This window comes from Paenibacillus beijingensis (assembly GCF_000961095.1).
GTDB classification, from domain to species: domain Bacteria; phylum Bacillota; class Bacilli; order Paenibacillales; family Paenibacillaceae; genus Paenibacillus_O; species Paenibacillus_O beijingensis.
The window spans coordinates 4228770-4249288 of the sequence record NZ_CP011058.1 but is presented as its reverse complement, the minus strand read 5'-3'; the positions used below and the strand labels follow the sequence as shown (position 1 = coordinate 4249288).

The 20519-nt window shown below is 45.7% G+C and carries 18 protein-coding genes; 1 reads left to right on the top strand and 17 read right to left on the bottom strand.

All coding sequences use genetic code 11. The features are described from left to right. Positions 1–3: 3 nt before the first annotated feature. From hemW to gpr, 5 genes are all read right to left on the bottom strand, one after another. Entirely contained in the window at positions 4–1260 is a 1257-nt protein-coding gene (gene hemW, locus VN24_RS19150) for a radical SAM family heme chaperone HemW (RefSeq protein WP_045671720.1), read from the bottom strand. Between the two features lie 406 nt (positions 1261–1666). Then, positions 1667–3484 carry a translation elongation factor 4 gene (lepA, locus tag VN24_RS19145; protein WP_045671719.1) on the bottom strand — a complete coding sequence of 606 codons (1818 nt, stop codon included), beginning with the start codon at positions 3482–3484 and terminating at the stop codon, positions 1667–1669. A 104-nt stretch (positions 3485–3588) separates the two neighbouring features. Then, the gene (locus VN24_RS19140; RefSeq protein ID WP_045671718.1) at positions 3589–4104 is read right to left on the bottom strand and encodes a hypothetical protein; all 516 of its coding nucleotides are present in this window, start codon (positions 4102–4104) and stop codon (positions 3589–3591) included. Positions 4105–4147: 43 nt separating this feature from the next. Next, positions 4148–5500, bottom strand: a complete 1353-nt coding sequence (locus VN24_RS19135; protein WP_045671717.1) for a stage II sporulation protein P — start codon at positions 5498–5500, stop codon at positions 4148–4150. 154 nt (positions 5501–5654) lie between these two features. Next, entirely contained in the window at positions 5655–6659 is a 1005-nt protein-coding gene (gene gpr / locus VN24_RS19130) for a GPR endopeptidase (RefSeq protein ID WP_045671716.1), read from the bottom strand. Positions 6660–6880: 221 nt separating this feature from the next. On the opposite strand from gpr, the gene rpsT reads away from it, so the two are divergent. Continuing rightward, positions 6881–7153: a 30S ribosomal protein S20 gene (rpsT, locus tag VN24_RS19125; protein WP_045671715.1), complete on the top strand. Its 273-nt coding sequence runs from the start codon at positions 6881–6883 to the stop codon at positions 7151–7153. Between the two features lie 97 nt (positions 7154–7250). Here rpsT and holA read toward each other — a convergent pair whose 3' ends face one another. The 12 genes from holA to VN24_RS19065 all read right to left on the bottom strand — a co-directional run bounded on the left by holA (position 7251) and on the right by VN24_RS19065 (position 20449). Continuing rightward, complete coding sequence (gene holA / locus VN24_RS19120; protein WP_045671714.1) at positions 7251–8315, bottom strand: DNA polymerase III subunit delta; 1065 nt, start codon at positions 8313–8315, stop codon at positions 7251–7253. Positions 8316–8554: 239 nt separating this feature from the next. Continuing rightward, positions 8555–9871: a zf-HC2 domain-containing protein gene (locus VN24_RS19115; RefSeq protein ID WP_274520453.1), complete on the bottom strand. Its 1317-nt coding sequence runs from the start codon at positions 9869–9871 to the stop codon at positions 8555–8557. Between the two features lie 14 nt (positions 9872–9885). Beyond that, positions 9886–10434, bottom strand: coding sequence for an RNA polymerase sigma factor (locus tag VN24_RS19110; protein ID WP_045671712.1), 549 nt, complete (start codon positions 10432–10434; stop codon positions 9886–9888). Positions 10435–10600: 166 nt separating this feature from the next. After that, a complete protein-coding gene (locus tag VN24_RS19105) occupies positions 10601–10861 on the bottom strand; it encodes a ComEC/Rec2 family competence protein (protein ID WP_045671711.1) in 261 nt (86 codons plus the stop codon). A 564-nt stretch (positions 10862–11425) separates the two neighbouring features. Further along, the gene (locus VN24_RS19100; protein ID WP_045671710.1) at positions 11426–11878 is read right to left on the bottom strand and encodes a ubiquitination-like system serine protease family protein; all 453 of its coding nucleotides are present in this window, start codon (positions 11876–11878) and stop codon (positions 11426–11428) included. Next, positions 11859–13043 (bottom strand): ThiF family adenylyltransferase, encoded by a 1185-nt coding sequence (locus tag VN24_RS19095; protein WP_045671709.1) that lies wholly within the window; start codon positions 13041–13043, stop codon positions 11859–11861. The genes VN24_RS19100 and VN24_RS19095 overlap by 20 nt, the downstream gene beginning before the upstream one ends. Beyond that, complete coding sequence (locus tag VN24_RS19090; RefSeq protein WP_045671708.1) at positions 13018–13278, bottom strand: multiubiquitin domain-containing protein; 261 nt, start codon at positions 13276–13278, stop codon at positions 13018–13020. Before VN24_RS19090 ends, VN24_RS19095 begins: the two co-directional genes overlap by 26 nt. Positions 13279–13726: 448 nt before the next feature. Beyond that, positions 13727–14023, bottom strand: coding sequence for a hypothetical protein (locus tag VN24_RS19085; protein WP_045671707.1), 297 nt, complete (start codon positions 14021–14023; stop codon positions 13727–13729). 146 nt (positions 14024–14169) lie between these two features. Continuing rightward, positions 14170–15189: a hypothetical protein gene (locus tag VN24_RS19080; RefSeq protein ID WP_045671706.1), complete on the bottom strand. Its 1020-nt coding sequence runs from the start codon at positions 15187–15189 to the stop codon at positions 14170–14172. Between the two features lie 228 nt (positions 15190–15417). Beyond that, positions 15418–17994, bottom strand: a complete 2577-nt coding sequence (locus VN24_RS28280; RefSeq protein ID WP_052703051.1) for a Spaf_1101 family AAA-like ATPase — start codon at positions 17992–17994, stop codon at positions 15418–15420. A gap of 80 nt (positions 17995–18074) precedes the next feature. Next, a complete protein-coding gene (locus tag VN24_RS19070) occupies positions 18075–19796 on the bottom strand; it encodes a hypothetical protein (RefSeq protein WP_052703050.1) in 1722 nt (573 codons plus the stop codon). Further along, positions 19793–20449: a TnsA endonuclease N-terminal domain-containing protein gene (locus tag VN24_RS19065; RefSeq protein ID WP_045671705.1), complete on the bottom strand. Its 657-nt coding sequence runs from the start codon at positions 20447–20449 to the stop codon at positions 19793–19795. Before VN24_RS19065 ends, VN24_RS19070 begins: the two co-directional genes overlap by 4 nt. Between the last annotated feature and the right edge of the window lie 70 nt (positions 20450–20519).

Below are 20519 nucleotides of genomic sequence, written 5' to 3'. Positions count from 1 at the left end.
TTTTCATGAATTTTCCGCTTTCAAGGAACTGTCCGTTAGCGGCTCCCGACATCCGGCTAAAGCGGCCGTTTCGTCCAAAATGCCGATAAACGCCCCGAATACATCGTTGCCGAAAATAACGCCGCGCTCCGTTAAACGGTAGCCGGCCTCCGCATCATCTTTCGCGCCTTCGCCCGCTGCCGCTCCCGTCCGCTCCAGCAGTCCGTCCGCCAGCAAACGTTCGATCTCGTTCCCGAACACGTCCGTTATGCGGCGTCCCCCGAATTGGCGCGCAAAGTCGCGCTCGCGAACGCCTTCGAGCAGACGAAGTCCGACCATCATGAAATCTTCCATCGCTTCATTTTCCGCAACGGTTTCCGTGCTGAGCCTTGGCAGCTTCGCAGAAGCGGCGTCAATGTAAGGCTGAACCCCTTTAATGTTCACATGGCGAAGCTTCCTCGCATAACCGTGGGCGCCCGCCCCGAGACCGTAATAAGGCTCGTTGCGCCAATAGGTGATGTTGTGACGGCTCTCATAACCCGGCTTGGCGAAGTTGCTGATTTCGTAATGGCCGTAGCCCGCTACTTTCAGCCGCGCCATAACATGCTGAAACATTTCCAGATCCTCTTCTTCGGCAGGAAGCGGCAGCTCGTTGCGTTCGTACAATTTGTGGAACAGCGTGTTTTCTTCCACCTTCAGGCTGTATAGCGAGTAATGCGTCAAATCTAGCGCCAGCGCCTTGCTCACGCTGTCCGACAGCGAAGCGACGGTCTGCTTCGGCAGACCGAACATCAGGTCGATGGACAGGTTTGTAAAACCGGCGGCACGGGCGTTTTCCAGGCTGCGGTATACGTCATCGACGTTATGGATCCGCCCGATCGTCTCCAGCAGCCCATTGTCGAACGACTGCACGCCGAAGCTGATGCGGTTTACGCCGCCGGCGAACATAACCGCCATCTTATCCGCATCGGTCGTACCGGGATTGGCCTCCATCGTATATTCCGTTCCTTCGTGAAGCGGAAAATGGCGCCGGACGGACGCGAGAAACCGCTCCATCTGCGGCGGAGTCAGCACCGTCGGCGTACCGCCGCCGACAAACACCGTATCGATGCGCTCCGGTGGCAGATCCCGGACGGTTAACTCCATCTCCTTCTCCAGCGCTGTCAAGTAATCGTCAACCGGCTGCCCTTTCAGCACGAACGAATTGAAATCGCAGTAGTGGCATTTATTCGTACAGAACGGGATATGAATGTATAACGACCTGGGCGCATGCTGCAGCATATGGGACCCTCCCTCTCGTCCACCCTTTGACCGGGTGACTGTTTCCGTAATTCCGTTTCCGGCACAACGGATGAAGCGCGATCTAAGGCGGCCTGCCTTTTGATCGCGCTTCCGCTGTGCTGAACACTCGCATTTTGCGCTGATTCCGCGTCGCGGCCTTTCCCCGCCTTGGCGGTCCGGCGCAGCCACGGGCCAAATATCTGCCCCTTCCCCAACAAAATCGGGGAAGATTGAAGCTCCGGCGAAAAGGAAAGCGAAGCGGCGGGTTTGGAGTCGGAGAAGCGGAGCGTTCGCCTTTGTAGACGGATTGTTACCCCTTTAGGGGTTTATTCAATCAGACAATCCGGCTACAAGAGCGATCGGAATATCAAACCCGCCGCGCAGCGCCTCCCTTTATCGCCGACGCTTAATCCTCGTCGATTTTCAACACCGCCATGAATGCTTCCTGCGGCACCTCGACGTTGCCGACCTGCTTCATCCGCTTCTTGCCTTCCTTCTGCTTCTCAAGCAGCTTCCGTTTCCGGCTGATGTCGCCGCCGTAACATTTGGCCAGAACGTTTTTGCGCATCGCCTTAACCGTCTCGCGGGCGATGACTTTCGTTCCGATCGAAGCCTGTACCGGCACCTCGAACATTTGGCGCGGAATAAGCTCCTTCAGCTTCTCGCAAATGATGCGGCCCCGCTGATACGCGCGGTCGCGGTGTACGATCACCGAAAGGGCGTCCACCTGCTCGTTGTTGAGCATGATGTCCATCTTCACAAGCTTGGACTGACGGTAGCCGGACAGCTCATAGTCAAAGGATGCATAACCTTTCGTGCTGGACTTCAGCTGATCAAAGAAGTCATACACAATTTCCGACAGCGGAATGTCGTACGTAATCGTAACGCGGTTCAGGTCCAAATATTCCATATTGACGAATTCGCCGCGTTTGTTTTGGCACAGTTCCATAATGGCGCCGACATAGTCGTTCGGGACGATGATCGCCGCTTTTACGTAAGGCTCTTCCACATGCTCGATCTTGCCCACTTCCGGATAGTTGGACGGGTTGTCAATCTGAAGAACCTCGCCGTTCGTGAGCGTAACCTTATATATAACGCTCGGCGCGGTCGTAATGAGCGGAATGTTGAATTCCCGCTCGATCCGCTCCTGAATAATTTCCATATGCAAAAGTCCGAGAAAACCGCAGCGGAACCCGAAGCCGAGCGCCGTCGACGATTCCGGCTCGAAACTGAGCGAGGCGTCGTTTAGCTGCAGCTTCTCCAGCGCTTCGCGCAAATCGTTGTAATCCTGCGTTTCGATCGGATACAGGCCGCAGAACACCATCGGGTTGATTTTGCGGTAACCCGGCAGAGGCTCGGCCGCCTGGCGCTTCGCATCGGTAATCGTATCGCCGACGCGCGTATCCTTTACGTTTTTGATGCCGGCCACAACGAAACCGACGTCTCCTACCGCCAATTCATCGACGATCGACATGCGCGGCTTGAAGGCGCCGACCTCAATAACCTCAAATTCGGCGCCCGTCGCCATAAAGCGGATTTTTTTGCCGGCCTTGATGCTGCCGTCCACAACGCGCACGTACACGATAACGCCTTTGTAGGCGTCGTAGTGAGAGTCGAAAATAAGCGCCTTGAGCGGCTCGTCGGGATCGCCCGCCGGAGCCGGAACTTTGGATACGACCTGCTCCAAAATTTCTTTAATGCCGATGCCGGCCTTTGCCGAGGCGAGCACGGCGTCGCTTGCGTCCAAACCGATGACGTCCTCGATCTCCTGCTTTACCCGATCAGGCTCCGCGCTCGGGAGATCGATTTTATTGATGACCGGGATAATTTCCAGGTTGTTGTCGAGCGCCAAATAGACGTTCGCCAGCGTTTGGGCTTCGATGCCCTGGGCGGCGTCCACGACGAGCAGCGCGCCCTCGCATGCCGCAAGGCTGCGGGACACTTCGTACGTAAAGTCGACATGTCCCGGCGTATCGATCAGGTTGAGCAAATATTCTTCCCCGTCGTCCGCACGGTAAGCCAAACGGACGGCCTGCAGCTTGATCGTAATGCCGCGCTCGCGTTCGAGGTCCATTTGGTCGAGCACCTGCTCCTGCATTTCGCGCGAGGTAAGCGCACCGGTATATTCAAGAATACGGTCGGCCAGCGTGGACTTCCCGTGGTCAATGTGTGCGATAATGGAAAAATTGCGTATTTTCTTCTGTCGTTCGCGTACGTCTGTCATGCTTAAGACCCACACCTTCCCAAGTGATGCTAAATAGCCATTCCCTCTATTATAGCAGTAAAAGGGCCGGGTCTTCAATTCCCCATCTGAATCATTCGCTTGGTTTACTCCGTCATGGAGTCAAACAGCGTGACGATCATCCGGATTCCGGAGCTGGAAGCGGCCTGCAGCATATCTGCCGTCTTGTCGGCAAGCCGGTTCACCCCGGAGTCGCGGGTTCCGTCCGGGAGTCCCGGCAGACGCTCATTGCCGTTGCCGTCACCGTAATCGCCCGCAGCGCCGCCGGATGGAGCGACTCCCGGCTGTCCGGCCCCTGTAACGGGGCCGAAGCCGCCGTCCCCGGCGTCTTCGTCGAAAGCTTCGCCGCTGCCTGTTGAAGACGGAGCGATCCCATACTTTTTCTGCAGCTCGCGCAGCGCCTGCTCGTACTCTGCCGCAGCCCGGCTGCGGGAATCGGCCTGCGGATCGGCCGCATAACGGCCCACGCCGGCCGGCTCGCTCCCTTCAATGGGGCCGTACACTTTCTCGATGCCGCCGGTCGTCATCTCCAGACTGAACAGCAGCACGGCGGCGAGGGAGCCGCCGATAACGGCCCATTTGAACGCACTACCTTTTCGCATCGCTAAACTCCTTTCTTTGCGGGCCGCTTCGGCCCGGGACGCTTTATTTTCCGCCAGCTGCCGAAACTTTTTCGTTTTCCCAGTAAATATCCGCAATCACCTGCGCCATAACATCGGCCGTGCGGTATGACTCCTCCAGCGTATTGTCGATGCCGCCGATCTCGATGAGCACGCTGTCGGGCGCAAGCGATTGGTTATATTCGCCGTTGCCGTTAGCCGACGTTTTGCCCCAAATGCCGCGCGAGAGGCCGGGATACTTTTGTTCCAGAGCATTGTGGATCTTCGTTGCAAAAGCTTCATTTTTCTCCCAGTTCGGATTTTTGTGGCCGATGATGAAATAAACTTGTGCGTAATCTTTTCCGCCTATCTTCGTCGTCGTATATTTGCGTTTTTGCGAATCGCGGTGAATGTCAAAGAAAAATTGCAGATCTTGATCGGCCGCCATCGCTTCCTGCACCGTTTTTTTCGAATATTTGTAGGAATACGCCCATTTGAAGCCTTTAATGACGCTCGGATAATCGGTACTGGAATGCATCGCCCCGATACCGTTCTGCTCCAGTTTGTCCGCCAGCCGTTTGCCGACGAGCGAAATGTTTTTCGTCGCCGAGGAAGGCTCGCCGCTGCCGTCGCCCAGCACGGTCGTCCATGATTCGCGGGAGTGGGAATGATAAATGAACACGACTTTTCGCCCGCCGGTAGTCGGAATGCCGCTTTGGCCGGTGCCGCCGTTTCCGTTTTGTTCCGCTCCGTCTCCTTCGCTGTCCGCCGGCTGCCCGTCGGAACCGGGTTTGTCCCCGGCTGTCCCGTCGTTATTACCGTCTTCTCCCTGCTGCGCCGGTTCGTCGCCATGGTCATCTTCCCCGTCCGTTTGGCCGTCTGCCACCGCATTTCCGCCTTGCTCCGGTTCCCCGATTGCGCCGTCTCCGTCCGCTACGCCGTTATCCGGCACGATCGGCTCGTTATCTTCGGGACCGACCGAGCTGTCGGCGCCGATTCCGCCGCGAAGCAGCGTGGCGCTCTCATCGTCCAAGGCGGGAAGACCGCCTGCCAGCAGGCTTCTAGGGTCGCCGGGGTTAATGTCGGTCAGCAGCCGGATCAGAAACGAGGCGATCTGCTTGCCGGAAAAACTGTCCGTTCGATCGCCGCTTTGAAAAGCGGGCATCTCCATTCCTAGCATGTCCGCAAAAAAAGCGTCCGATACCGCCGCGGCGAAACCTTTCATAGAGGAAAGAGGCGAAGAGGCCGTCCGTTGATGAATAATGGAAGCGGAGCCGACGATGATGACCACGAGCATGGAACAGATGGAAAGAAGAGCGAACATACGCCCGGTCACGAGCAGCTGACGCAGGCGAATGCTTCTCCGGCCCAAGTTCAACGTGACGAGAATTCGCTTCATTGGTGAAATCCTCCCGGTTCTCTCTACTTGCCGTTTGCTAGGCTACTAACAAGTTATGAGAGTGCGAGAGATGATAGAACCGATGCCAGCGGACAAAAAAACGCCCGCCTGCCGGCGGACGGAAACAATGACGGTCGGAGCTAGTTGCCGCGCTTCAGTGCGTAAACGCAGCCACGTTGGACGTATCCACCGCTTCATGCAGCGAAGCGTTAAGGCCGCTGGCGATGATGTTCGCAATATCTTCAATAAACTGGTCGATTTCCTTCGGAGTCACGAGCAGATCGTGGCCAAGCGGATTGAGCACTTCCTTGACCAGCTGCAATCGTTCATTTTCTCCCAAACTGTCCATCAAGCCGAAGATTTGCGAGGTGCTGCCGGTATGCGCGCGGAAATGATCGCGCATCATATCGATCACATTGTTGACCACCGTGGAAGCATACACAACCGTCGGAACGCCGACCGCCACAACCGGAACCCCAAGAATATCGCGCGTCAGCCCTTTTCGTTTGTTGCCGATGCCGGAACCGGGATGGATGCCGGTATCGGCGATCTGGATCGTCGTATTGACACGGTCCAGCGATTTGGAAGCGAGCGCATCAATCGCGATAATGACATCCGGCCGCGTTTTTTCCACAATGCCCTGCACGATTTCGCTCGACTCGATTCCGGTAATGCCCAGCACTCCGGGCGCGACGGCGCTGACGGAACGGTAGCCGGGCGCCACCTGATCCGGCATCAGCTCGAAAAATTGGCGCGTCACCATCGTGTTCTCCACCACGAGCGGGCCGAGCGCATCCGGAGTTACATTCCAGTTGCCCAGTCCGACAACGAGCACTTTGGCTCCTGCTCCAACGCCGATCCCCTGCAAAAAAAGCTCGAACTCCTGCGCCAGCCGGGTCGCCACTTTATTGTGAAGCTCGCTGTCGTGCGTGCGCAGCCCCGGTACTTCGAGCGTCACGTAATTGCCGATGATTTTGCCGATCGCCCTCGAACCGGCTTCGTTCTCGACGCGCAGCCGGGTCACTCTGATGCCGTCCTGTTCCGAAGATTCGGAGACAACGCCGGGGATCGGCCCCGCTGCGCCGCCTTCCGCCATTTCCTTCGCTTCGAGCGCCAAATCGGTATGTACCGCATACCGGCTCAAATCAAGCTCGTTCATTGCTGACCGCTCCCTTTTTTGACGAATTTCGAGTGTAGTTTGCGGTTCCGGACATTCTTTTATACAGCTGCGGCGGCTCCAGGGGCGTCTTCTTCACAACGTGCTGAAAAAAACAACCGCTGTGCCGCTTTAGACTTGTTGCTTTTTGGGCGGGTGCATGATAAGATATTTTAAGTTGTGTTGAAGTTTCTGGGTTTTTCCCTTTACAGGAGGTGAATTTCATGCCAAACATTAAATCCGCTATTAAACGCGTTAAAACGAGCGAGAAACGCCGCGCTCTGAACGCATCCCAAAAATCCGCGCTTCGTACGGCCGTTAAAACTGCAGACCAAGCTATCGCAGGTACCGATGTTGAAGTTGCAAAAGCAGCTTTGATCGAAGCTACGAAAAAGCTGGATAAAGCAGTAACCAAAGGCCTGATCCATAAAAATGCGGCTTCCCGCAAAAAATCGCGTCTGGCCAAAAAGCTGAATGCCTTGTCGGCACAAGCGTAAAGCAACATGTAAAACGGCATCGTTCCTTTTCTTGGAACGATGCCGTTTTTCTGTGCATTTTTTTCGAATCACCGGCCGGATTTCCGGCTCGCCCCCCTCAGCGTATGCCCGTTCCTGCCTGGGGCGATCCCGCGCCTGACTTCTCCCCCATCGAGAGGAAAAAAAGCTCCAGACCGAGCGTCTTCTCCACCTGGCCCGTTTTCATCCGGTAGTCCAGGTCCGCCAGCTCCGATAGACGCCGTCCGAGCGTCGCCGTATCGAACCGGCGCGCTTTCGCGGCAGCCAGCTTTACCGCATACGGATGAAGCCCCAGCTGGCCGGCCATTTGCTGCGGCGAGTACCGGTGCTGCTCAAGCTCCTTGATCTGAAGCATGATCCGCAGCTGGCGCGCGACGAGCGCGGCGATGCGAATCGGTTCCTCTCGGCGCAGCAGCAGTTCCCGGTACAGCGCAAGCGTCCGTTCCATCCGCAGTTCAGCCATCGCATCGATGAGCGCAAATACGTCTTCTTCGACGGTGGAAGCGGTCAGCCGGGCCACTTCTTCCTCTCCGATCGTACCGCCCTCTCCGGCGAACAGGCACAGCTTGTCCGCTTCCTGGGAGAGCGCCTGCATGCCGGTGCCCGTACGGGAAATAAGCAGCTGCGCCGCCTCAATGGTCATCGTCCGGTTATGCTCGCGCGCGCGGCGCTGCAGCCAGCCCATCAGCTCCGTCTCCGTCAGCTCCGGAAAAGGAACGAGCAGGTTGCGTTCCTTCAGCAGCTTTACAATTTTGCGCCGCTCGTCGAGTTTCTCGGCCTGCACCAGAAACACGATCACACTGGTCTCGGACGGTTGTTCCATATAAGATAGAAACGACTCCGTCCGGTGCTCGATTTTGCCGTTCTCTTTCCCGGACGATGCCAGTACGGAACCGTCCCGTACAAGCACCAGCTTGCGCGACACAAAAAAGGGCAGCGTTTCCGCTTCCCCGACAATTTCTTCCAGAGGTGTCTCCGACGTGTCAAACTTAACGATGCCAAGCTCCCGCTCATCCTTGTCCAGCAGCTTGTCCGCAAGCAGCTCGGCGAACTGCTTCATCCGGTAGCGGTCTTTGCCGTACAGCGCGTACACGGGCGAGATGCGGCCGTTCTTCAATTCTTTTAATGCGTCTTTGGCCTCCATTCCCGAAAGCCCCTTTCCACTTGATCTCCTGCTGTAATGATAGGCGATATCGGGCCGGGAAGCAACAAAGGGATGAGCGGCTTTTACCGCAGCATCCCTTTGCCCCCGAACATCTATATAAACAACCGCCCTGCAGTCCATGGTACTGCAAGCCGGATGGTCATACGACGCCAGAGCCGCCTCGTCGATGACTTATATAGGATATTATACGCAAATCAACCCGCAGATGTGCGCATCAATTATTGCTGCGATTCGGAACCTGCCTCCACATCGACCTTGTACGTCACTTTACTGTCCTCGCCGTTCGTTACGGTATAAGTCAGCGTCTTGTTGTCGATCCAGGCAAGGTTGCCGATCGTTCCCTTCTTCGGGTCGCTCTCAAACACGACGCCTCCGCCGCCTTCGGCTTTGTAGACCGACACGACGCCGTCTTTCACAGCCGCTTTGAACGTGCCGTCCGGGGAAGTATCGCTTGGAGACACCATCGCTTCGGGAGATGCCGCAATGCCCATATTCGGACCGGTCTCTTGGCCGGGAGTTCCGGCAATCCCGGGGTGGGCTGGCGAACTTCCGTCCGTGCCGCCGGCTGCACCGCTTTCCGGGTTCCCGCCGGCGATGCCGTCCTTTAGATCCGGCGAATCTCCGCCCGGCGCTTCCGCTGCACCGGCAGAGCCGGAATTCGTACCGTCCGCGGATGAGTCGGACGTGCTGCTTTCCTCGCTGCCCGAATCGGGCCCGTCCATTGATCCGTTCGAAGGCAGGCTGCTCTTTTCATCCGGAGCAGAAAACGTCTTGTCCGGATCGCCTGAGCTTTCCCCTTGATTGCTCTGCTGCGGAACGACATAATCGTCCCCTAAAGCAGGCGCTTGTTTCTCGGTTGAAGAGCCGTCGGCGGAAGCTTCGGGATTTTCGGAGCTGTCCATTTTTTGATTCTGCTCGGACTCCTGCGCGGCCGTGCTCCGCTGTGAGTTGTCACTCTCCTTACTTTCGGATGACGACGCCTTCGTGCTTGCCGAGAAATCGCCGCTGGCCGAAGACTCGGCGGCCGAGCCGGATGAGGGCAGGGCATCCGCAGCCTGATTGCCGCTCGAGATCATATTCGGCTGGTACGTAACCAGAAACAGACCGGCCACGACCGCGGCCGCGACGATTCCGCCCAGCGCCCCAAACGTGAAGCGGCGTTTACGGCGTTTCTCCAAGCGGGAAGACCTGCCGGCTAACGTTTCTCCTGCGTCGTCCGAAGCCCGGCGATGCTCCGCTTCCGATGTCGGAAGCGTGAGAGCCGAGCCGTAGTTTCGCCGCAGGCCCGCAACATTACGGGTAACCGAAGTGCCCGTCCCGACGGCAGCGGCGTCGATCTCCGCAAGTTTCGGCATAATCGCATCCACCAGGCTGAACGGCGGCATCACTTTAGGGAGCTGTTCCAGCTCTTGAGACAATCGCTGCAGACGGTCGAACATTTCCGAACATTCGGGGCAGTTTTGCAAATGAGCCATCAGGATGTCGCTTTCGCGCTCGTCAAGATCGCCGTCCAATTGTCGTTGCATATCGTCCATCACCTCTTGACAAGTCATCCTCTCACACCGCCTTTCTGATAATCATGAAGTAAGGTTTGCAGTTGTTGACGGGCTCGAAAAAGATACGATTTAACCGTATTAAGCGGAAGGTCCAGCGAATCGGCAATTTCGTTATACGAAAAATCCTGCAGGTAACGCAGGACGACGACCGCCCGATGATGGTCGGGCAGCATGTCGATCGCATCCCGGATATCTTTTGCCGCATAAGCGGATAGAACCTCTTCCTCGACATTCTGTTTCTCGCGGAATACCATTTCGTGCTCTTCGATCGAAACCGTCGGCTTGCTGCGACGGAATTTATCAATGCAGATATTCGTAACAATGCGTTGAACCCATGTTTTAAACTGGGCTTTTTCTTCGTAGGAGTTTATTTTCGTATAAATCCGGATAAGCGCCTCCTGGGCGGCGTCCATTGCGTCCTGCTCATTGCCCAGAATATAGTAAGCGGTTCGGTATACGTGGGTTTCGATTTCGCGCAGCAGGGTTATTAGGGCGTCGCGATCGCCCTCTTGAGCGGCTCTTATGAGACCTGGCTCCACCACGAAGGATCCCCCTCTCTTGCAACTTTACAGACGTGCCGAATAGGCCTAAGGTTGCAGCTTCTCTATTTATTTTCAAAAGTCAACTTTAAGAATAACAAAAAATGCCCCCACCGTATACAAGACAGCAAAGGACAATTTGGAAAAATAAAGAAAAATATCAATCTATTTATTGACGCACCGCCCTTACATGCAGCTCGGAGGACGATTTCACCCGGAATTCGATCTCCCCGTTCAAATCGGTGCGCCACACCGGTATGTCCGCTTCCTCCAGTCTGTTCAGCGTATGATCGCTCGGATGCCGATAGATGTTGTTTCGTCCGACGGAAATGGCGGCCGCCTGCGGCTGCCAATAAGCGAGCCATGGATTGCCGGTGGAAAATCGGCTCCCGTGATGCCCCACTTTCAACACGTCCGCCCGGCGTTTCATAGTTGTAATTTAACCCATAAGTTTGCAACTTTGGCAAGTTTATGCTTCCATTTTTCTGCGGCAAATTTATGCTTCCAATTTCAAAGATTAGAACTAGGATAGTTTATAACTTAATTACGAATCGACCACCCATCCATTCGGGCTTTTAAGCCGCTCATATCCGGCTTTTTGTCAAAAGCCACGGAAAGAAAAGAGTTTTATGGAAAAAAGTCAAATGAATTATGGGCTTTTCATGGTTTATAGACATCTGTACAAAATCCGAGTTTTATGCAAATATAGTTTCTATGCTAATGATTGCTATGACAATCATTCATTTTTTGTCTAACGACAGGAATATTGTAACATTCTACGACTGAACATTGTATCATTCCATTATTGCGACAGAAAATTAGTAACATCATCAAATATTATTTCTTGATAAGTTACAAGTTTTCTGTCGCAATAATAACCGGGAGCGTTTTATTTTCAAACTACTTCCCGCGCCGCGCACATGATCGGGTTGCCGTCGTTCTATGTGACTTCCGGTTCTCACGGCGGCCGCAGTGTCCTCTCTTTGATTTCGCTTTACTTGAAGAATCTTTTGAAACGATCCCAAACAGTTATTGGCTTGCTTGTTTGCGTATCTCCTTTTGTTGCCTTTGTTGTAGACTTCTGTTGGCCATTCCCATTTGAATCGAGATTTTTCCTCTGTGTATCCAACTGCCTTGTTCGTTTGACTCGTTCATCGGACCAATCTTCTGCCCATACGATTTGGTTTTTCTTGATCCAATAATGGGATCTGCACTTGTATGACCAATTTCCTATGGATGGATGTAATGAGACCGTTTCGCCATCATAGGTGATTTTCCACTCTGAAGGCTGTAGAGGAGTAACAACTTCCTCACCACATCCACAAGCACATAGATGTACAACCGTTTTGTAATCAATACTGATATAAACCTTGTCTAGCTCCAAGACATCTGGAATGATCGAAGTAAATACAGGGTAAACCCGTTTATTATTCGTGACGGTCTTCATTGAGCAGATCCCCTGTGTATGTGGAATGTGTACTGTTAAATTCGAAACTAGAAGGCTGATAAAATCCGTACAGCTTCTTCCATTGAATCACCGCCAGAGATGCATTTAGCGCATTGAGCTCAGCTATTTGAATATTCGTTGAATACACATCTTCTTCTACATCGCCAAACGAAATCCGATCATATACATGATCGTTCTTATTTTGATTTGCAGTTGTTAAACGAATCTGACCGATGAGAGATTCATCGACAATATCAACACCGATACCTACATCAATAAAAGGTTTCCCATGTTCCAGCAAGACCTTTACAATCACGCGTTTTGCAGTGCCCTTATCAATAGCGATGAACACAAAATCGGCAAACAGAATATTTCCGATATTATTTGTGCTTAGGTGTTCTGGGTGGAAATGAATTCCCTTGTGCATGTGTGAATAAATGTCACGAAAATACTTGGCTTTTTTTTCGCGTTTTTCCAATGTTTTTAATGATGGAGCTCCTGGCGATCGAAAGGCGTTATGCTGCAGAAACTCATCCCCATCAAAGAGATGAATTTCCGCAACCGGAGTTTTTGCGATAAGATCCAAGATATAAGAACCAGTACCACCAAGACCGATTATTGCAATCTTTTGCCCTTCTAATTTTCTGGAGATCGGTGCAATATTCGCTCTGCTGCTATTCGTATCATAATAATGGAACACCGACTGCGACTCTTGATCGGATTCGATTGGTCGATAGGTTTGGGCTGTAACCGAATCATCTAACGCCTGGGCAGGTGCAGATAAGATTTTGATATATTGGATGAATTTATCGTAATAATTCGCATAGCCTGTGCTGGGCCTGTTTGAAAAAGAGTAATTCATAATTATGCTGGCATCAAGACGTTGATTTGGCTCTTGATGCCTGATGCCTTCAATGGGGGATCCATGCATATCACATGGATATTCACCACAAAAATGGATAACATGGTTTGATATCGGATTTATGGTCACATTGGCCGAAAGTATAAGATCCGAAACCAATGTACCATATTTAATTTCACGTTTTGCATTCACGTAAGGGACGTGATGGACTAGAGCGTATGCATCACTTCTTGCTTCAATCTCATACCCTTCATCCCGCAATCTCTTTAAATCCGGACTAAGACTTATCAGTTTTTGTGACATGGAACACCATCCCTATGTGAACCATAACATCCTTGCCATCCACAAGCGAGCCTTTGGCATCGTTTATGCCTTTGGAGTACGTTACAGTGTAAACCACACTAGGGTTGGGATCAAAAGAACCGAATGCTAATTCTACTACTTCTCTGTAAGACAATTTTTTCTTTTCTACTGTCTTTGGTCTGGCGTTAACAAATATCTGCACATTTTTGTCCTTTTCTTGATCTTCTGGTTTCATCTCCAAAAACCCCTTGTGAAATAATAAATGTTTCCATGGGAAATAGACCCATAACCAATATTACACTATATATAGGTTATTGTCTACCGATTTAATACTATATATAGTTTCGTGCTCTCTCCACTTAAAGACAGTGAAATGTTTACAAAAAAAGACCATCTGCTATTATCCCTTCATGGTAGATAGACTGTGGTGCCTTCTTCATATGTGAAGCTAAAAAAATCTCAACTGCTCCCCTGACAGTTGCCCATTCATTAAATGTGAGCTTGCTTGCCAGATTAGTATTTATGAATCATTTAATCTTTTCATTCTTGCGTTGAATTTCGTTGAATTTTCGTTCGTTTTCAGCAATTTCATGTTTAAAAAATTCGATCTTACGTCGTTCAAACAATTTCATGAAGTCTTGGAAAGTTAATCTCATGACCATCCCCTCCTGACTTTTTTACTGCTAACTGTGGTCCTTACCATATTTTTTCGTTTCTTTTATACGTTTTCGAATTTTACGAAGATCAATCATATCTGGGTTGTTTGGATCGTACTTTATCTTCGAAATGGTATCCAAATCAATAATTTCCTTCGCGAAATTCTCTGCATTTGGACCAAAACCGTAACGACGTTTTACAATCCTGTAATTATCTAAAAACATTTTTTTGGCCGTTTCATTATCATAGCCCATGTTGATAATTGAATTCAAAACCGATTCGACATAATGCCTTTGCTTCGTACCATTAGTCGTTTGATTCATAATAATCCCACTCCTTTTCAAATGTTGGTGGAATTCATCTCTTCACATTAATTAAACTACAGAAGAATTTCTCATTTTGTTCCTCCATAGGAGTTTGAAACTTGCTTAAGTTATGCGAGATCTATAAATTGATTCTGATGTTATTTTTACTCTGATAATTTTGTATGTATTTTATTTAACTCTTTTTTTGTTGCTTTCTTCAATTTTTCCTTCTGTTCCATTTCCACTTTTTCTTCAAGTATTAGTAAAATGGCTTCCCTAAGAGTATCATAATGCAAATTACATTCGTCTTCACTTAATTCATGAATACCTTTACTTAGAATACCATATACAAAAGTGTTAATTTCTGCCAAGTATCTGGACACATAGCCATTTTCAAATAACATCTTTACTTTAGTTTCAGTCTTAGCTATTTTGAATGCTAGTTCATCTATATTATTTTCCAATTTGGCTTGTTCAAACGTTTCAAATATTAGTTTCTCAAAAATCCTACGCAAATAAAGAAATGCTCCAACGCCCATGTTATGTGTTTTTAAGATTTCGGCATTGGTTAATTCTTTAGTTATATTCTTGTCTTTCAAAACTTTCTTATATTCCTTTAAAGAATTATCAAAATCCAGAATTGAGGGATACTGTCCTGTTTTCATTAATTTATTATCGTCAGTTATTTGAAAGATAGTATACAGTTTGTGTTTATATTTTGACGTGCATTCTAAATTCATTTGTAGAACTCTTTTATCTCCCAATACATGGTTATTAAATTCGTTAATTCTTTTAGCATAATCCTCACTTGCAGATTCCTCATAGTCTTCATATTCTTCTGTCATACTATACATAAATGTATAAGTTGTCAGTATCGGATCTTGGTATTCTATTTTTAACTCTTGCCCCTTATAAATGATTGGCAGTTCTTTATTACAAAATGGACAATAGTAAAAAAAATTTTTCTCCTCCATAAACATATTTTTTAGAAATCGAAAGTCTTTGTTTTCCAAAAAATATATGTGATTCAGGGTGTCAGGCACTCCTTCCTCGTTATAGCCTAATATCTCTGTTTCGTTTTTTGTCTCAATAGATGAATCAATTTTTATTTTTGTATATAAAGGAAAGCTAAATAATAGATAAGAGCCTTTTCCACTAAAATCACTTAACCGTTCATATTGCATAAAAGACCTCCTAATTTTCAAATATATAAGAAATTATATTAGTGAATTACGAATGGGATTTCTCAACATCTTCGACGTTCGGCAACCGATTTAATTGCATACAGATTTTTTTATCAGCAGGTTTATTTTCTACATATATTTTCACTCGTCTCCGAAATTAGAATCGTAATTTTTTTCGTACATTGAATATTTGTTCTGTTATCACTTAAACTATTTTTTTTACAACTATCAATGCTTTAGAATTAAGTCTTCTTCATAAAGACTGTATGTTTCGATTTTATGTTTAAAGGACTCTTTCCCACCCTCCATGTAGTTTAGAATATGACGAATAATTAATTTATCAGAAGGGTAACCTTTTGCTTCAATCCAGGCATTTTTATAATTGGAATCCATTACAATGACCTGCTCTGCATCTGCGTTGGTGACTATTGTTGAACTATGTGTAGCAATAATTACCTGTCTATTATTTTTAATTTTCTTCAAACTTTCAACTAAATTTTTATAAATGTACTGATTGTCCAAATTATCCTCCGGTTGATCAATCAAAAGAGGGGTAGTATCGTTAATATAATTACCAAAATTAAACAGAAAAGTGAGTATCGCCACTACCTTTTGTCCTAATGATAAATGTTCAATGTTTTTTATCACAGAAGCTTCTGTTCTTGTGCTTTCTTTTAAATTAATATTAAACTCCAATGAAAAATCATCTAAGACTTCGTACCATTTTTGAATGCTTCTTTGGACTTCGTTTCTATTAGAAGTAATCTTGTCATAAATGGCTCTATAGATAGAGATCAGGTTTTCTTTTGTTATTTCTTTGAGTTCCATCTCGACTAATTTAAAACTTTTTTCTTCTTGTACGAATGAAGAAATTTGATTAGATTTGTCAATCTCTATAAATTTTTTATTAAATAATAAATAAAGAAAATTTAAGTATCCCATTTGTTTTGATGTCTGAATAATAAACCTTTCTACATCATTCCACGTTAAAACAGTACCTGCAACATGACTGTTGCTACGAATAACTTCAAGCAAATCATTAAGATAATATTCTACTCGTTTCTTTTTTGGAGATTGTATTATTCTAATTGTTTCTGAATTTTGAATATTAAAATCATCAATTTTTTTAGAAACTAGCTTATTGTGAGTATCTACAGCTGATAATATTCTAATGGCGTTATCCCTTAAGTATTTGTTAAAACTACGATCATGAGATGTAATCAATTTCTCAATCAACTCTGTCGATTCTTTATAGTCCACTCCATAAAATATCGTATCTTTTATAAATTGGCCTATTTCACCATTGTTAATTTGATTTATTATATTATTAATCGAATAGCTCTTCTTAAATAATTGTTGTAAAATTTCCAATACACTTTTATCAGGAACTGGCTCAAAAACGTTATTTTCCTGTACTCGAAATAATTGAACCCAATGATTGCTTATAAGTGTATACGTTGTCTTGGTTTTTTTCTTATACGTTTTCTCAATAAACTCGTCTTCAATAAAGTAATATTTACTTATATCTTTTGTTTGAGGAATAAATCTTAGGATATAGTCACAATCCATATAGAAGAAGACAATATAAATTACTTTGTGTCTACATATAAACTTTAACTTTTCAATCTCATCAATTTCCAGCGATGCTGAGGTTTCAATAATATTTAATAAGGTGCTTTTACCGGTGCCTCTACCACCGATAATGCAATTTAAATCACGGGAAAAATCAATGATTAAGTATTTAGATGAAAAAGGATTTTTGTTATTATTCGGATTTGATTTTAGAAATCCGTCTGTCCCTGTCTCGATTGCCAATCCTTTAATAAACTTATCAAGTTTATTGGGTTTCTCAATATATATGCTAATATTGTGATTATAAACAGCCTTCTTTAAGGAAGCGAAATCCACTTTATTGAATTTAACCCAAGTGCTTTTTACTCCAATACTCGCTATAGAATGCGAATCTCCTTCATAAACAAAGCCAAATTTGCGTTTGGCATCTTTATTATAATGAATTATCTTCTGAAGTTCCCTGTCTTTTGTAGTTTTATCAGTTAATCCTATTATGTTCATCTGAGGAAGATTAAAAAGTTTCTTCTTATAAGCACTGCTACCATTATAGTTAGAAGTGTTCATATGAGCTAAATAGGCAATCCCGTCATATTTTTTAATATCTTCAAAAACTTGAAGACTAGTGCAATAAGTACCATCTTTCTCAGTTAAAATTATTTCATTCAGATAGCTTTCGAGTTGATTATAATTAGATTCATCAAAGATGACGATTAAATGATTCTTTTCTGAACAAGAAATTTCAACTCCTAAAAAGAGAGAAATTAGCTTTGTTTTTATGTTTTTGTTTCCTTTTATTTTTTGTATAAAAAATTCATTAAGTGCGTACTTAAGTTTCTTATATCCTTTTATAGTGTTATGATCCGAGATTATGACCACTTCAATCTCATTTTTGTAGAGTTTATAAGCTATAAGCATATAGGAAAGATATTCTTTAAAACTGTCATAAGGAATGTCTTTCCCTTCTATGTTTTGTTTATAATTACTGTTCCTATAATCGTCTATATTATTTAATAGATGTTGTTGCTGTTCTATTGTTAAAAATCCTTCTTCTGTTGCAAGATTAATTACCTCAATATCATTTAATTCTACATATTCCTTCCCTTCAATGAGATTATAATCATAAGATGCAGGTGTATGTAGATGAAATTCGCATTTTTTTAAAGAACCATATCTTTGTCTAGATGTTTTAATCATATTATAAATAGTACTTAGTGCTGAATTCTCGTACTCCACAACAAATTCTCCTTAGGCCAAGATATAATTTTTACAGAATCTATCACTGATTCTGACCTCTTTTTTCTTTAAACACAATCTCAACCCTTTGCTAATGTTTGTATATGTTCTTTCCACATTATGACACATTCCTTCGAAAGGAAGTAAATTGCAAAAAACGGCATTCGACTTATTTCAAAGGGTACTTTAATGTTTAATACTTTTTTGATTGTAAAATTTTCATCTAGAGAATTTTTAACGACAACTTCCATAATATTTTTATAATATTCTGATATCATTATAGCAAACATTCGTTTAAAAATTTTAAAAAAGACTGATATATCGTCCCTACGAAGACCAGAAAATTCCCTGGCCCAACTTTGATACATAAAATTCATAATATCACAATCAAAAAGTGTTGTACTCTTGAAGAAATTAATTTGAGGCTTAAGGCTGTTCCACCCCTTGTTAATTCTCTGTTCCATGACTTCTAATGGAGTCAAATTGTTTGTTCCTGTATGTGGTGTTCCGTTATAATTAGAAATCAATATTTCCGTCAATTGTTCTAGGTCAGCCAGCCTAATTTTGTATTGAACAGCTTTTTCTTCTGGTGATCTTCTTCTAGGATCATTAGGTTTACTTCCCGTTGTACTTGGTAAACGGTGAAATCCGTTTTCTTCTAAGGTTTGAAAAAATCGCTCGATCAAACTTCTTCTAACTGGCGTACTGACTGGTCCTGCATTTATGCTACATCCCACGATTTGAGTTAAGCGATCCCTAACAATCGTTGAGAGGTTTGCTTTGGCATTATCCAAAAGAAATTCGTCCCATAACGCCCACTGTGTTTCAGGTAGCTTTTCAGAGACAAACCCGCCAGATTCATTGTATTGTAGACCCGGAATAGTAAGTGGAATAGATTTTTTTGGTACAATCGCGTTCCGGATGCAAGATAGTACATCAAAAGAGGAATATTCCTTATTTAAGCACAAATGATAACCTAATATTGCTCGTGTCCCGACATCAATTATAGCCAAAATCCATATTCGGCTCATTACCTCAACAAGTTCATCACCTTCTGGAGTATTAAACACAATTGCTATCATTGCATCAATGCGGTGTCCATCGAATTGTACTCGTTCAAAAGGACGAATAATAATAGGATGGTTCTGCTCTCCTATTCCTGTTGACTTCGCATAAGAGGTAGCTTGTTCTCCGTGACGTTTGACCCCTTCGCTAAAATGCCTAAGTTCTAACCTTTTTACATATCGTTCTAATGATCTTTTCGCAAGATTAGCAGTATTAAATGGGTATTCTGTAGGCTTAATGCCCAATGAACGACATTCATCAAGAAAACGTTTATGCAAGTTTTTAACTTTAATTCTCGGTTCGTGAACCGTGTCTTTGCCCCTTCGTAAATATAAATTGTCTATCAGTTCCTTAATATTAGGATGTCGATTTAGTAGAAGTTGAAACGATCCCGCTATCCTCTGGTCTTTATCACTGATTCTTTTAGGAAATTCTTTTAGATTATATCTTACTAATTGTTTGTGAGGAATTAATGCGCGATATCCCCAAATGTTTCCATGATCATCTACAGCCAAACACCTTCTTAATAACCGCACCAAATGATGACGCTTCATTCTCGTTAACTCACATATTTCTTTTACAGTCCTCTCATTTTGCATATAGAGGTCTATCGCCATTTTTCTGTTCTGGAAAATTTCTTTCTGTTTTTCGGAGAAGTTGTCTATAAATACGGAAGGCCAGTTTTCTGTGTTTAGATAAAAGGGGTCGAGTTCAACAGATTCGATAATTCGGTTCATTTTAACCAAACCTCCAAATCATCACCTATTAAAACTTCATCAGCATTACAATTAATTTTACCTTCATAAATTAACCAACAGATAATTTCTCTCATTCTTGCCTTTGATATAGAAGAAAATGAATCTTCAAAATCAGATAACTTTACCCTTATTCGTTGCAAGCCTTTTATGATTTTGTAGTAGTATAAATCATTTGGTTTTTGACGATTCTTCACTTGTGAAATGACTAATTTCATATTTGATAAAAATATTCGATTTTGTCGAATATCCTTTTCAGTTCGAATGGTGTATGTAAATCCTCGTTCCTCACACCAAAGTTTTTGCACTTTAGTTTGTCTTAGAGACCTCTCTGAGTCCTTATTGTTAATTAATAGTTCTTTAGAATATTTAACCTCCATAAAAACTTCTCTACCGTCTAAGTATTGAACCCACATATCAAATATGGAGTTGACTACTCGATTATCTAATTGATAGCTAATCAATAAGGGCTGTTCACAATATGTAGCAACTTGAGGGTCGCCTTCAATCATAATCCAATTATCGTATTCAAGATCACTAAATAATCTGACATTACGATTAACCTTTCTTCCATAAACTTCCCAATAATTATTTCCAAACTTGGTGCTACGTTTTATAGGAACAGGAGAATACATACCACAAATCCCCCTCTCAGAACCGCTGTTCAGCGGTATTACATCTCCCACAATTTTACCATAATTTTGT

What these genes read in the sequence shown, in the direction of transcription:
- hemW (WP_045671720.1), bottom strand. Translation starts at nt 1,260, where the DNA reads ATGCTGCAGCATGCGCCCAGGTCGTTATACATTCATATCCCGTTCTGT.
- lepA (WP_045671719.1), bottom strand. Translation starts at nt 3,484, where the DNA reads ATGACAGACGTACGCGAACGACAGAAGAAAATACGCAATTTTTCCATT.
- VN24_RS19140 (WP_045671718.1), bottom strand. Translation starts at nt 4,104, where the DNA reads ATGCGAAAAGGTAGTGCGTTCAAATGGGCCGTTATCGGCGGCTCCCTC.
- VN24_RS19135 (WP_045671717.1), bottom strand. Translation starts at nt 5,500, where the DNA reads ATGAAGCGAATTCTCGTCACGTTGAACTTGGGCCGGAGAAGCATTCGC.
- gpr (WP_045671716.1), bottom strand. Translation starts at nt 6,659, where the DNA reads ATGAACGAGCTTGATTTGAGCCGGTATGCGGTACATACCGATTTGGCG.
- rpsT (WP_045671715.1), top strand. Translation starts at nt 6,881, where the DNA reads ATGCCAAACATTAAATCCGCTATTAAACGCGTTAAAACGAGCGAGAAA.
- holA (WP_045671714.1), bottom strand. Translation starts at nt 8,315, where the DNA reads ATGGAGGCCAAAGACGCATTAAAAGAATTGAAGAACGGCCGCATCTCG.
- VN24_RS19115 (WP_274520453.1), bottom strand. Translation starts at nt 9,871, where the DNA reads ATGGACGATATGCAACGACAATTGGACGGCGATCTTGACGAGCGCGAA.
- VN24_RS19105 (WP_045671711.1), bottom strand. Translation starts at nt 10,861, where the DNA reads ATGAAACGCCGGGCGGACGTGTTGAAAGTGGGGCATCACGGGAGCCGA.
- VN24_RS19100 (WP_045671710.1), bottom strand. Translation starts at nt 11,878, where the DNA reads ATGAAGACCGTCACGAATAATAAACGGGTTTACCCTGTATTTACTTCG.
- VN24_RS19095 (WP_045671709.1), bottom strand. Translation starts at nt 13,043, where the DNA reads ATGTCACAAAAACTGATAAGTCTTAGTCCGGATTTAAAGAGATTGCGG.
- VN24_RS19090 (WP_045671708.1), bottom strand. Translation starts at nt 13,278, where the DNA reads ATGAAACCAGAAGATCAAGAAAAGGACAAAAATGTGCAGATATTTGTT.
- VN24_RS19085 (WP_045671707.1), bottom strand. Translation starts at nt 14,023, where the DNA reads ATGAATCAAACGACTAATGGTACGAAGCAAAGGCATTATGTCGAATCG.
- VN24_RS19080 (WP_045671706.1), bottom strand. Translation starts at nt 15,189, where the DNA reads ATGCAATATGAACGGTTAAGTGATTTTAGTGGAAAAGGCTCTTATCTA.
- VN24_RS19070 (WP_052703050.1), bottom strand. Translation starts at nt 19,796, where the DNA reads ATGAACCGAATTATCGAATCTGTTGAACTCGACCCCTTTTATCTAAAC.
- VN24_RS19065 (WP_045671705.1), bottom strand. Translation starts at nt 20,449, where the DNA reads ATGTATTCTCCTGTTCCTATAAAACGTAGCACCAAGTTTGGAAATAAT.